The following is a 13,278-nucleotide window of genomic DNA, read 5'->3' on the forward strand; positions in this document are numbered from 1 at the left end:
GTTTATTAGTTTAAGTAGCGCTTACGCGCAAGAAACCACCTCATACAGTTTAATCAATGAATCTAATACAGGGCTGCTAAAAAGAGCCGAATTACTTATGGATACTGACGTTATAACAAGTATCGAACTAAGTAAGGCGTTGTTGTTACAAGCGCAAAGTGCTGATGACACGTTACTCAGCGCAAAATTACATAACTTATTAGGTAAAGCGAATAAAAAAAATAACAATATTAATGAATCGCTTCATCACTTTTCACAATCCTCGGCTTATTACAGTAAATTAAATGATTCACGCAACCAAATAAAGGCGTCTATTAATTATATAAAAATATTATTAGATGAAAAACGTTATGACGAACTTGCTAACCGCATTGAAACTTTATTACCAACAACGCTTGTGTATGGCGATGAGTTTTTTATAGCACAAGTACTCCTAACAAAGGGGGATTCGTTTTATGAACAAAAAAAATACAATGACGCGATAACGCAATATTCATCTGCTTTAAAATACCTTGTAAATAAAGACGAACAAATACAAAAACAGTTAGGTGAAACGTATAAAAAATTAGCTCAGTCGTATAAGCGTCTTGAAAATAGAGAGCAAACGGCTCATTTTTATACCAAAGCTTTAGATATATATACTAATTTAGATGATTTAAAGTTGATGGCGCGTACATTAAATACACTAGCAGAAGCGCAGCGCTATTTAGACAACTTAGTTTTAGCCCTTGATTACAGCACTCGAGCATTAGAAATACATAAAGAAATTGACGATCCTGTTGGCTTGGCTAAAGCATTATTAGGTGCTGGTATTATTTATCGACATATCAACCTTTATGAAAAATCACTTAAGCATATAAATGAGGCATATTTATATTATAAAAAAGTAAATAACGTGCTTGGGATTGCTAAAACATCCAATTAAATGGGGCTGCTATACACACGATTAAAGCAGTTTGATCAGGCCGAGATTTTCTATCAAATAACCATTGATTTACCAAAAGGTGTGGTCGAGGAAAAAACGCTCGCGTCGGCCTTAAGAGAAATGGCTGTTATTAACTATGAGTCTGGCGACTTAGAATCAGCGATGAGATTTGCTCAGAAAGCTTACGTAACTTATAAAACCAAAAATCTTACATCCTACATTTCTATAACGGCGCGTATTATTGCTAATATTTATCGTGCCCAAGGGAATAAAAACAAGGCTATAGAGTATTACAAAGAGTCGTTGTCGTTCGCCAGAGAAACGGGCAGTAAGCTTTATGAGATAAAGTCGCTAACAGCGCTTGCGGCGATTTTAATTGGTATTGATACAAATGAGGCGATTTCTTTACTAAAAAGGTCACTCGCTTTATCAACCGAAATAGATGATAAGTTACATATGCTATACGCTTATCGTGAAATTCGAATAGCAGAAAAACAGCGTGGACGAATAAATGAATCACTACGTTACGCAGAAGAAGAAATTGCCCTGACCGGAATCATTCAATACGAAAGAGACGAAAGTAAGCTTGCTCTTGAAAAAGCACATTTGCATTCTCACAAAATGGAAATAGAGCTGGAAACGTTAAGAGAAAAAGAAAAACTCCATCAACTTGAGCTTGAAAAGAAAAACAATGAAATTGAAATATCAGGCCAAGCTAGGGTTATATCAGAGCTAGAGCTTGCAAAAAACAAATACGCGAGTATTGCGCTCGCATTTTTATTAGCCGCTTGCTTAGCTATTGTTTTATTGGTTTATCGAAGCTTTATTGCCTCTAAAAAACGTAATGAAGAGTTAGACTATTTGGCCGCGAGAGACCCTTTGACCAATTGTTATAACCGCCGTATTTTATTTGAAATTATGAATCGCGACTTTTTGGATTTACCTCAGATTGAAGAGTACTGTATTTTAATGGTCGATATTGACCATTTTAAAAGTGTTAACGATACTTATGGGCACAGCATTGGCGACACCGTACTTTGTGGCGTTGCCAGTCTTTTACAAGCTAATATACGTACGAGCGATAGCGTTGCCCGTTTTGGTGGCGAAGAATTTTGTATTATTTTACCCAACACGACTCAAGAGCAAGCAATACGTATTGCTGAAGCTATTCGTATTAAAGTAGAAAAAGCGATATTTGATGATATTCCTGTTACGTGTAGTTTTGGGGTTACGTCTATTAAATTTAAAGCCAGAACACCTTCTGAGTTAATTGAACAGGCTGATTTAGCACTTTATGAGGCTAAGTCTTTGGGTCGTAATCAAGTTGTGTTGTGGGATTGTGCGTTTGAAGAGTTTAAGCTTTTTAGATCGGAGTAAACCTAGCAGTATACAGCTCAGTTTTGATGTTATTTTTTAAAATCATAACAAGTAAATTTTATACAACGCCGTGAGTTACTTACATATGTAATTAGGTTTATTAAATTAACCTTTTAAATATCAGTGTATTAACTTAGGCTTTAAAATTGCATTCTAAACTAAGTTAAAAAACAAAATAAGGGATTTAGTAATGACTGAAGTTGCACTTTCGGCCTATTTGGCATTTTACCTCTATTTAATTATGTTGCTTGTACAGTGGGCTGTGGCTACGTTTAGCAAAGCTAAAGAGCCAAATGCTGTACCAGGTAAAATTGACGAGGATTTATCGCACGATAGCTTTATATTTAGAGCGCATCGTACGTTTCATAATACGCTTGAAAACAGCGCATTATTTATAGGTACGGTGTTATTTGCGTTTGTAATTAATTATCAAAGCCCGATTTTTGCAATGTGTATTTGGGTGTACTTAATTGCGCGTTTAATTCACATGGCGCTGTACTACGCTATAGCAACGGAGAAAAACCCAAGTCCACGTAGTTACTTCTTTTTAATTGGTGTGCTTGCTAATGTGGTTATGCTGATAATGATAGGATTAAGACTAATCTCTTAGTTTATAAAAAAGTTATAAACTCTATTTATAACTTTAAACAAAAAAGCGAAGAGCCTTTAAGGCATCTTCGCTTTTTTGTTTAGGTAGCAGCAGAATATAAACCACGTCTACAGTAAGGTAATATTAATGGCTAATCGACGCCTATAAACCCGCCTGTTTGATGTGTCCACAGGGCTGCGTAAATCCCACCCTTAGCGATTAGTTCTTCATGAGTGCCTTGCTCAACTACGCCGCCGTCATCAAGTACAATTAATCTGTCCATTTGTGCAATGGTTGAGAGCCTATGCGCTATGGCGATTACTGTTTTGCCTGTCATTAAGTCATCAAGACTTGCCTGAATTGCCGCTTCTACTTCTGAGTCGAGTGCGCTGGTGGCTTCGTCGAGTATAAGTATGGGTGCATTTTTAAGTAGCACACGTGCAATAGCAATACGTTGGCGTTGACCGCCTGAAAGAGTAACACCGCGTTCGCCCACTTGTGCATCAAAGCCTTTGTTACCTTTGCTATCTACCAAGTCGTTTATAAACTCAAGTGCCTTAGCTTGTTTGGTCGCGTTGATCATTTCGTCTTGTGTTGCATCAGGGCGACCATACAAAATGTTGTCTTTTACTGAGCGATGAAGCAGGGAAGTGTCTTGCGTAACCATCGCTATGTAGCGGCGTAGACTTTCTTGGCTTACGTCTGTGATGTTTTGCCCATCAATTTTTATTGTTCCTGAGTCAGTATCGTAAAAACGCAGTAACAAGTTAACAAGTGTTGATTTACCTGCACCAGAGCGACCGACTAAGCCAATTTTTTCGCCAGGTTTAATGTTTAAGTTTAAACCATTCATTACTGGGCTGCGATTAGTCTCGTTTGCAGCTTTGCCGTAGTTAAAATGTACGTTGTTAAACTCAATAGCACCTTGGCTTACGTTAAGTGTATCGGCATTTGGTTTATCGGCAACTTCAATAGGGTTAGACAGTGTTTTCATACCATCGGCTACGGTGCCAATGTTTTCGAACAAGCTGCTTATTTCCCACATGATCCATTGCGCCATACCGTTTAATCTAAGCGCTAAACTAACAGCAACTGCAATGGCACCTGCGCTAATTGCACTAAGCGACCATAAATAAAGTGATACTGCGGTAACCGAAAATACTAATAAATAATTTAAGCTTTGAATAACAAAGTTTAGGCTGGTTACCAAGCGCATTTGTTTGTACACAGGCTGCAAAAATACATCCATGCTTTGTTTTGCGTATTGCTCTTCACGCTGGGTATACGAAAACAATTTAATAGTAGAAATATTTGTGTAGCTATCAACAATTCGACCGGTCATTTCTGAGCGCGCATCAGCTTGTGAGCTGGCAATTTTTTTAAGGCGAGGTACAAAATAAAGCTGTACGCAAATGTATAAAACTAACCAAACCAGTAAAGGGATCATTAAGCGCCAATCAGCTTCGGCAACTAAAAATACCATTGAGCCAAAATAAACCACTATGTACATTAATACATCGAGTAGTTTGGTCACTGTTTCGCGAACGGCTAAAGAGGTTTGTAATACTTTGGTGGCTATTCTTCCTGCAAACTCATTTTGATAAAAGCTCACACTTTGGCGCAGTAAATAACGATGCGCTAACCAGCGAATCGACATAGGGTAATTGCCCAGTAATGCTTGGTGCAAAATAGCAGAATGAAAAAATACGACTACGGGCAATACCAGTAAGAGCATGACAGCCATTTTGATAAGTTCTGATTTTTGCTCTACAAACAAGGTTTCGGGTGTGTAGGCCGTTAACCAATCAACAAGCTGCCCCATATAGCTAAATAAAGAAACCTCTAAAATAGCGAGCATGGCGGCGCTGATTGACATTAGCACCAACGACAATTCCATTCCTTTGGTGTAGTGACGACAAAAAGCAAATAAAGTCGAAGGCGGCTGAGTAGGTTGATCCTCAGGAAATGCTTTTGTCATTTTTTCAAATAATCGATACATTTTAAAAACTTAAATGGCAAATAATGGTGGCTATTATACCATTTAAGTATTTTTAAATGCAGGTTTGTAAGGTATTAATTGTGAATATGCTAGAGCGTTATTAATATAAACTTATGTATAAAAGAACACCTAAAAACACTTCACTTACTTTATAGCATTGGGTTATTTAGGTTTGTACCTTTGCTCATGTATAAATCGTCATATCTGAGACCACCATTTCCGTAAGGCTTTTTAATTGGGCCTGTATTACAGTTTGCTAAAAAATATATAAGAGGTTGTTCGCGCTTCATTCTAAATTGTGCATTTTTATACACCAGTGTTTGCTTGCTAAATTCACCACCTTTTACGTAAACATCATATTGCTGACCTTGCTCTGAGGCTGCTGCGTTATTAACAACGTACCATACGTCGTACCAGGTATTTGTTTGCAGTGGCTTGGCCGATTGTTTGGTAGTGTAGTTTTGAATGTTGCTATACCCGCTGTCGGTTTTAACCATTAAAGCGCCATCGTTTACAAACCCGTTTGATTCTGTTTTATCGGTTACGCGAAGTGTAGGCTCAAACGCATCGTACGCATGTTTATTAATTAGCTCTGGCGTAAGGTTGCTTAATCCAAAAGCATGGTTATTAGGAAAAGCAGCTACGTTTATACGCATATAAAATGTGTAGGTTTGACCAACTTCAACCGCTTGTGGAAGTTTTGTATAAGAAAGCGCTTTACGATTTCCTACAATGCCCTCAGCTGCAGGTTTTTTTAGTAAATAATGATTTGTTGATGAGTTTGCTTGTTCTGGTTGTATAACTGTTATTTGTGGGTTTTTAACCTGTGGTTTAGTTTCATTTTGGGTATCGACACTTTGCCACTTGCTAAGTGAATTTTCAAAGTTATCAATAAGTAGCCAATCGCTCGATGTACTTTTTTGAATGGTTGAACATGCTGATAGCGTGCTAAACAAACATAGAATTAAAATGTGTTTGGAAGACATAATTGGCTCTCGTAATATTATTGATATTTGGTTAACCAATTTAAATTTTGGCTATAGTTTTTATTGAGAGTTATGTAACCAATTTAATGTTTTTATGTCAACCATTAAAGCAATAGGTAATGGCGTGGGAACTGCGAAGATACAAAAATTATTATTCCATTCAAAAAATTAACCAGTAAACTTATCCATTAAATCAACTCAGCAAATTTCAGCTGAGTTTAAAATAATTTAATAGTTAGGATGTTATATGTATACGGGTTCGTGTTTGTGCGGTGAGGTAAGGGTTGAAGTGTCGGGTAGTATAACCAGCATTATTCATTGTCATTGTTCACTGTGCAGAAAAAACAGCGGGACTGCATTTGCAACCAATGGCTTTGTAAATACAGATGACTTCACAATAACCAAAGGAAAAGCATTACTTAGTGAATTTAGTTTTAAACCAGGGCGCACTCGTTACTTTTGTAAGTGGTGTGGCTCGCCGGTTTACAGTAGCAATAATGATGACAAAAGCAGAATACGAATTCGTTTAGGAATATTTGATAGCGATATTACTGAGCAGGTTTTATCGCATAATTTTGTTACGTCTAAAGCTAACTGGGAGAAGTTAGAAACAAGCTTACCGTGCTATGAAAAACATGAACCTGGACGGTAACGCGTTTTATTCAATGTGGTAAATGCTGTTAATACTTTTATAAAGGTTTGGTGCAAAATTTATAAACACAGGTGAGTTTTGTATTTCATCAACGTTTATGTGCATTAATGTTTGCTGGCTTAGTATGATCACTATATTTTTGTATTCGTTAAACTCTATTATCCCTAAGCACTTAAAATGTTGCCTTAAAAGTACTAAAAGCATTTGCAGCTCTTGGCCAGTTTGTGGGTTTAAATTAATGATTACTTGCGTATTTTGCTCACTGCAGCTATTTATATTTTGCCAAAAGCTATCGCTGGTTAAAAAAGGCTGGTGATATTCACCACTAAAAATATCGATAGTGATTACGTTAAAGTGATCAGTGCATTGGGTAATATATTGCTCGGCGCATTGTAAATAGGTGCTGTGCTTAATTGGTAACTTAAAGTGCTGGGCAGCAATTAAGGCAATGCTTGGGTTTATTTCTACCGTGTTAAATGTATTGATGGTGTTTATGTAAGGCGTATTACTTTGTAAGTGATACATAATTCGCTCAAACCCTGCAGTGCCCAAGCCTAAATTTAATATATTTAGTGTATCTACCGGTTTAAGTAAAAATAACATCATACACTGGTTTACAGGTACTATTACTTGCTCAGGGTGTATAAGGTTCATAACGCCCTGAATTGTAATGTCTTCATTGGTTTTTTGTGCAAGCGTTAACCACCGGTATTCTTTATTTTGATACACGCATACGGGGCCGTATGCACTTTGCTGCGACTCAATAAGGTTACTTTTAACTGTATCTTCTTTTAGCTGACGCATAACTTAAACTATTAATATATAAACAATGACAGTGTGCCACGAAAAACATATTTTTTAATAGATTATTGTGTAACAAGGTTTGTAATTTAACCTCAAAATATAATATTGTATTAGCAATTAATTAGTTAGACGTTATTCAAGGATTGAAAATGAGAACATTTATTTGCGCTGTTCATTTTGTGTGTGCTCAGTGGATGAAAAAATTAGACTCAAGAAATAAAAATACGGCCATAAATGCTGCAGCATTGTTAGCTATGATATCTACTGTATATAGTTTTCTTTTAGCTATGACGTTTGACATTCACTACTTAGATAAAATAATCAGTACTTTTAAGCAAAACCCTTTACTTATTGGTGCTCTATTTTACGCAATCGTAATTGGAATTGTGTTTTTAATTTTGGGTGATTTTAACGGTTATAGAAGTAGAGTTAGATCTTGTATAAATAAAGGGAGCTTTAAAAAATATATTTTAGGAATAAAGCTGTGGATGTTTGGGTTAATTCCTATGACCGGTATTATGTTGATTGTACGACTCAATTAACTCTCTAAGTATTACTATAACTGCGCTTTAGCGTGCTCCTTTCTACATCTACCTCAAATGTATTGCCATAAAATCTTAGTTAAGTAATGGTTACACCATAATAATTAGGAGCTAATAGATGCTTAAAACACCTTTAAAAATCACAACAACGTTACTCAAATTTACTGCAATTGCAGGCGCTTGCTCACTTGCATTATCAGCACATGGTGAAACGCAATTACAATATACCGACCAACAAAAGTTACACGATATAGCAAGTGAAGTGTCGGCTACCCGTATCGGTAGTGACATTCAAACGCTGGTGGATTTTGGTACTCGCCATACGCTTTCAGAGACTAAATCGGATACGCGAGGTATTGGTGCGGCTAGGCGTTGGATAAAAAAAGAATTTGAAAAAATATCTGTGCAGTGTGGTGGTTGTCTGGAAATTATTGAAGTAAAGGACACTATATCGGGCGAAAAACGCATTCCTAATCCTGTTGAAGTGGTTAACATAGTGGCTATTCAACGTGGGTCGAGCGAGCCGAATCGGATGGTGATGATGTCGGGTGATATAGATTCACGTGTAAGTGATGTTATGGACTTTACGAGTGATTCACCGGGTGCTAACGATAATGCATCGGGCGTGGCAGGAGTAATAGAAGCAGCTCGTGTTTTAAGTAAATACAAATTTAATGGTTCGGTAGTTTACGCGGCGCTTTCGGGCGAAGAGCAAGGTTTGTTTGGCGGTAAAATATTAACGGCTTATGCACAAAAGCATAACTGGCAAGTTCATGGCGTTTTAAACAACGATATGATTGGCAATATTACCGGTATTAATGGGGTAACTAATAACACGACTGCACGTATATTTTCAGAAGGTACCCGTGTTGTAGAAACAAAAGAGCAAGCTAATACTCGGCGCTTTACAGGTGGTGAAGTTGATTCTGCGAGTCGTAATTTAGCTCGCTACATAGATACTATTGCTGACAGATACATTCCTAATTTAGATACAATGCTTGTATATCGATTAGATAGATTTGGTCGTGGTGGGCATCATCGCCCATTTAATGATGCAGGTTTTGCAGCAGTGCGTATTATGGAAACTAACGAGCACTACGATCGTCAGCATCAAGATTTACGCACTGAAAATGGTGTTGAGTATGGTGATACCATTGAAGGTGTTGATTTTGATTATACGGCTAAGTTAACTTCACTTAATGCGGTAACGATGGCGTCTATGGCGTGGGCACCCGCACCGCCAAAAGAAGTTAAAATAAAGGGCGCTGTTACAGCTGATACGTCGTTTTCATGGCAACAAAGCAGTGATGAAAATATTGCTGGCTATAAAATTTATTGGCGTTACACGAGCGAGCCGCAATGGCAGTTTAGTAAATACGTTGGTAAGGTTTCACAGTACACACTTAAAAACGTAGTGATTGATAATTATTACTTTGGTGTAGCCTCTGTTAGTAAAGACGGTATTGAGTCTCCAGTAGTTTTTCCGGGTGATGTAGGTTCGTTTGATCACAATATAAAATAATAGTTTGGCTAAAAACACAGCAAACAGAGCGCTTTAAGGTGCAAACGACCTTTTTATACTTGCACCTTATTTACTAAGCCCTTAGAGTGTTAAAAAAGAAGTAAAAGGTTATTAAAAATGCAACAACAAGAAAAAAAGCCGTTAACAGCAAAAGAGCAAGTTATAACTGATGAGCAAAGAATGCAGTGGCAACGCGAATGTTTTCAAGCAGCGCAAAAACATTTAGCCGAAAAGGGCATTATGCCAAAATCAGTAGTTGATAAAGACAGCCGATTTTTAGCACCACTTTGTGCAATGTGGAAATTTAAAGCCCAAAACGGTAAAACATATTGGGTAGTAACAGGGCGCTTACCTACAGATCATGCTGAAGTAAGTGCAGCTACAGATGCTCGCGATGCAATGCGTTATTTTTCTTTGCAGTGGCAATTAAAAGCGGATCAAATTATGAGTACAGGCGCGCGTGATAAAACGCAGGTAGATTTTGCTAACTTACTTATAAATAGAGCACATGGCTTGTACGAAATGTATGATAATGAACCGCTGTGGGCAAATGAACCAAAGTAACTACAGTTTGGGTTAAGTAACAATGTAGAGGGTGATAGCTTATTTATAGCCCTTTTCTTTATCTAATGGACAAGTGTGAAGGGGGTTGTATTAAACGCCGAAACAGAGCATTGCATACGTTGCCTAGGAATTCCCGCCTCCATAAAAACATTTCCTTGCTGAATAAAGCCATTTCGCTTAAAACGCTCTACCTCATTTAAAATACAATTAATGCTTACTTCTTCTATACCTTGGTTGGAAGCTAATTCAACAATAAAGTTAAGAAGCGATTTATATACTTTGCGATTACGGTGCTCGGGTAATACCGCTATTCTGCCGATTAAGCCATCTGTACACAGCCGACCTGTTGCAATAGGGCAGTTTGCATCGTCTGTAACAAGTACATGTAATGCAATTTTATCTAGGCTATCAAATTCGATGTGCTTGGGGATATGTAACTCGTAAACAAAAACTCGCTCTCGAATTTTTTGTAGCATATCTTTTTTTATATCCCATTCAACCTTATCAACCAGATAGCCCATTGCAAACTCCTATTGATAGCCAATTAAAATGAGTAAGCAATCACAGCAAAATTATTTAAGCCAATATCAGGTGAAAATTAAAATTTTTAACTAACCTGTATACATAATATTTTACGCTGCAAAATGCTCACCATTATTAATAAAATTGGTATTATTACTCTTGGTCTATATTAAACCAAAGCCCCTCATTAACAAGTGTAGTAAAAGTTTGAGTAAAAACTAAACTTGGGTTTGTTAAATTTAATGCTGAACTTTCAAATTCAGTATTATCGGTAAGTAGTTTTACCGCCGCTAAGTCAGTTAATGGCATAGCGTAATTTTCACCGTTTACACTTAATAACACTTCGGTATCGAGCTGCTGATAAATAGCACGCGTGCCACCTAAACGCTCAAACACAGCTTCTTCATCACTTAAATCATCGCTTATTTGCTCAGGTGTAAATGGAGGTTCTACTGGTGCTAAATCCATTTCATGCTTGGGCTGACTAAGCGTTGAGCCTAACCATTGTTTAAATAAATCGTCATTTTCTAAAAGTGCCGCCATCAGTGTTTTAACTTTATCAACTTCAAGGTTTGTAAGTTCACCTTTTGATTTTCTTAGTGTGATGTTGTGATCGGTATAACGTTTTTGTCCGCTTTCGGTATCAATAATATGATCGGCAAAGCTCGACAATAAATCTTGTTGATTTGGCGCCCTAAAACCAACTGAATAATTTAGTGCGTTTTCTACAGCGTAACCTTCGTGAGGGCACCCTGGTGGAATATACAAAATATCGCCTGGTTCTAATATGCAATCAATTACGGCTTCAAAAGGTTCAACTTGCAGTAACTTTTTGTTTTGAGCAAACTGTTTAAGTGTTGGATCGGGCAGGCCTACACGCCAATGACGTTTACCTTCGCCTTGAATAATAAATACGTCATATTGGTCTAAATGTGGGCCAACACCACCATTAGGCGTTGAATAGCTGATCATTAAATCATCTATGCGCCAGTTTGGAATAAACCTAAATGGCTCTAGTAGTTGTGCAGCTTCGCTATGCCAGTGATCAACTGCTTGCACGAGCAATGTAGAATGATCGTCTGTTAACTGCTCAAAGTCTTCAAATGGACCTTGGTGCGTTTGCCAGTCATTTTTATGATTGGTGATAATACGTGACTCTATGCTTTCTTCCATTGCTAGGCCGGCAAGTTCATTAGCATCAAGCGGGTCTTGAAAATTAGCAAAACCCTGTTTGATTAAAAGCGGCTTTTTTTGCCAAAAATGGCTTAAAAACTCTTGCTCAGACAAATTATTTATTTTTAATTGATACATACATTATGCCTACTAGTTAGTGCAATGGGGTTAAAACAAAAAAAGCGAAAGGATGATCCTTTCGCTTTTTAAAAGAGCAATTTAGTTTTTAAACTAAATCATCAATAAACTCAACAGCACGACCAATGTAATTAGCAGGTGTTAGTTTTTTCATTTCTACTTTAGCGTGCTCTGGAAGGTCTAAACCATCGATGAAGTCAGCCATTATTTCTTTGTTTACACGTTTACCGCGTGTTAAATCTTTAAGTTTTTCGTATGGCTTTTCAATACCATATTTACGCATAACTGTTTGAATCGGCTCGGCTAGCAATTCCCAGTTTTGATCAAGCTCGTCAGCTAAACGTTGCTCGTTTACTTCAAGCTTGCTTACACCTTTAAGTGTTGATTGGTATGCAATAATTGCATAACCCATACCTACACCTAGGTTACGTAATACCGTTGAATCAGTAAGGTCACGCTGCCAGCGAGAAACGGGTAATTTTTGTGCAAGATGAGCAAAAATAGCATTTGCTAAGCCTAAGTTGCCTTCTGAGTTTTCAAAATCAATTGGGTTAACTTTATGTGGCATTGTTGATGAGCCAATTTCGCCAGCAATTGTTTTTTGCTTAAAGTGATTAAGGGCAATGTAACCCCACATGTCACGGTCGAAATCTAACAATATAGTGTTAAAACGTGCAATTGCGTCAAATAATTCTGCAATATAGTCATGCGGTTCAATTTGTGTAGTAAATGGGTTTAGTGTTAAGCCTAAACTTGATACAAATTTATCTGCATGTGTATGCCAGTCGTAATCTGGGTATGCGCTAAGGTGAGCGTTGTAGTTACCAACAGCACCATTAACTTTACCTAGCATCTCTACTTGTGCAATTTGCCCGCGTTGACGCTTTAAGCGCATATATACGTTAGCAAACTCTTTACCCATAGTTGATGGTGTAGCAGGTTGTCCGTGCGTACGAGTCATCATTGGGATTGTTTTGTATTCAATTGCTTTAGCTTTAATTGCGCTTAAAAGTTCATCGCAATAAGGAAGTAAAACATTTTTACGCGCTTCGCTTAGCATTAAACCATGAGATAGATTGTTAATATCTTCTGAAGTACAAGCAAAGTGAATAAATTCGTTTATTGCATGAAGCTCACTGTTATCGGCGACTTTTTCTTTTAGTAGGTATTCAACCGCTTTAACATCGTGATTTGTAGTGCGTTCTATATCTTTAACGCGTTGTGCATCAGCTTCACTGAAGTTATCTACAATGGCGTTTAGAAGTGCATTAGCTTCTTCGCTAAATGCAGGTACTTCTTTAATATCGCTTGCTGCAGCTAACGCTTGCAACCAACGCACTTCAACAATTACGCGGTATTTGATTAAGCCAAATTCGCTGAAAATACTGCGTAGTTCAGTGGTTTTGCTGCCGTAGCGACCATCCACTGGAGAGATAGCCGTTAACGCTGAAAGCTCCATAATAACTCCTAAATTTTAGTTTGAAC

Annotated in this window: 13 protein-coding genes; 7 read left to right on the forward strand and 6 right to left on the reverse strand. The window is 37.4% G+C overall.

The window, feature by feature from the left end; genetic code table 11:
* Window positions 1-97 precede the first annotated feature (97 nt).
* The 3 genes from I6F54_RS20285 to I6F54_RS07295 all read left to right on the forward strand — a co-directional run bounded on the left by I6F54_RS20285 (window position 98) and on the right by I6F54_RS07295 (window position 2,912).
* Window positions 98-925, forward strand: a complete 828-nt coding sequence (locus tag I6F54_RS20285; protein WP_231617005.1) for a tetratricopeptide repeat protein — start codon at window positions 98-100, stop codon at window positions 923-925.
* Window positions 926-2,302, forward strand: a complete 1,377-nt coding sequence (locus I6F54_RS20290) for a tetratricopeptide repeat-containing diguanylate cyclase (RefSeq protein WP_231617006.1) — start codon at window positions 926-928, stop codon at window positions 2,300-2,302.
* A 190-nt stretch (window positions 2,303-2,492) separates the two neighbouring features.
* Window positions 2,493-2,912: an MAPEG family protein gene (locus I6F54_RS07295; RefSeq protein WP_002963227.1), complete on the forward strand. Its 420-nt coding sequence runs from the start codon at window positions 2,493-2,495 to the stop codon at window positions 2,910-2,912.
* Between the two features lie 130 nt (window positions 2,913-3,042).
* Here the strand turns inward: I6F54_RS07295 and I6F54_RS07300 are convergent, their stop codons facing one another.
* Together I6F54_RS07300 and I6F54_RS07305 are read right to left on the reverse strand one after the other, a co-directional pair.
* A complete protein-coding gene (locus tag I6F54_RS07300; RefSeq protein WP_165727854.1) occupies window positions 3,043-4,890 on the reverse strand; it encodes an ABC transporter ATP-binding protein in 1,848 nt (615 codons plus the stop codon).
* A gap of 149 nt (window positions 4,891-5,039) precedes the next feature.
* Entirely contained in the window at window positions 5,040-5,876 is an 837-nt protein-coding gene (locus tag I6F54_RS07305; protein ID WP_165727855.1) for a hypothetical protein, read from the reverse strand.
* Window positions 5,877-6,123: 247 nt separating this feature from the next.
* On the opposite strand from I6F54_RS07305, the gene I6F54_RS07310 reads away from it, so the two are divergent.
* Window positions 6,124-6,528, forward strand: a complete 405-nt coding sequence (locus I6F54_RS07310) for a GFA family protein (protein WP_165727856.1) — start codon at window positions 6,124-6,126, stop codon at window positions 6,526-6,528.
* A 6-nt stretch (window positions 6,529-6,534) separates the two neighbouring features.
* Here I6F54_RS07310 and I6F54_RS07315 read toward each other — a convergent pair whose 3' ends face one another.
* Window positions 6,535-7,332 (reverse strand): hypothetical protein, encoded by a 798-nt coding sequence (locus I6F54_RS07315; RefSeq protein WP_165727857.1) that lies wholly within the window; start codon window positions 7,330-7,332, stop codon window positions 6,535-6,537.
* Between the two features lie 149 nt (window positions 7,333-7,481).
* Here I6F54_RS07315 and I6F54_RS07320 point away from each other — a divergent pair, with 149 nt between their 5' ends.
* The 3 genes from I6F54_RS07320 to I6F54_RS07330 all read left to right on the forward strand — a co-directional run bounded on the left by I6F54_RS07320 (window position 7,482) and on the right by I6F54_RS07330 (window position 9,960).
* Entirely contained in the window at window positions 7,482-7,874 is a 393-nt protein-coding gene (locus tag I6F54_RS07320) for a hypothetical protein (protein ID WP_024589167.1), read from the forward strand.
* Between the two features lie 118 nt (window positions 7,875-7,992).
* Window positions 7,993-9,396 carry a M28 family peptidase gene (locus I6F54_RS07325; RefSeq protein WP_197119325.1) on the forward strand — a complete coding sequence of 468 codons (1,404 nt, stop codon included), beginning with the start codon at window positions 7,993-7,995 and terminating at the stop codon, window positions 9,394-9,396.
* A gap of 117 nt (window positions 9,397-9,513) precedes the next feature.
* Window positions 9,514-9,960 carry a DUF4826 family protein gene (locus I6F54_RS07330; RefSeq protein ID WP_007580192.1) on the forward strand — a complete coding sequence of 149 codons (447 nt, stop codon included), beginning with the start codon at window positions 9,514-9,516 and terminating at the stop codon, window positions 9,958-9,960.
* Between the two features lie 62 nt (window positions 9,961-10,022).
* Here the strand turns inward: I6F54_RS07330 and I6F54_RS07335 are convergent, their stop codons facing one another.
* The 3 genes from I6F54_RS07335 to purB form a co-directional block, all read right to left on the reverse strand.
* Entirely contained in the window at window positions 10,023-10,481 is a 459-nt protein-coding gene (locus I6F54_RS07335) for a GNAT family N-acetyltransferase (RefSeq protein ID WP_010552647.1), read from the reverse strand.
* A gap of 154 nt (window positions 10,482-10,635) precedes the next feature.
* Window positions 10,636-11,793 carry a ribosomal protein uL16 3-hydroxylase gene (locus tag I6F54_RS07340; protein WP_166376827.1) on the reverse strand — a complete coding sequence of 386 codons (1,158 nt, stop codon included), beginning with the start codon at window positions 11,791-11,793 and terminating at the stop codon, window positions 10,636-10,638.
* Window positions 11,794-11,881: 88 nt separating this feature from the next.
* Window positions 11,882-13,252, reverse strand: coding sequence for an adenylosuccinate lyase (purB, locus tag I6F54_RS07345; RefSeq protein ID WP_024589170.1), 1,371 nt, complete (start codon window positions 13,250-13,252; stop codon window positions 11,882-11,884).
* Window positions 13,253-13,278: the final 26 nt, after the last annotated feature.

It is taken from the genome of Pseudoalteromonas sp. SWXJZ10B, from assembly GCF_015864475.1.
Taxonomy (GTDB): domain Bacteria; phylum Pseudomonadota; class Gammaproteobacteria; order Enterobacterales; family Alteromonadaceae; genus Pseudoalteromonas; species Pseudoalteromonas arctica.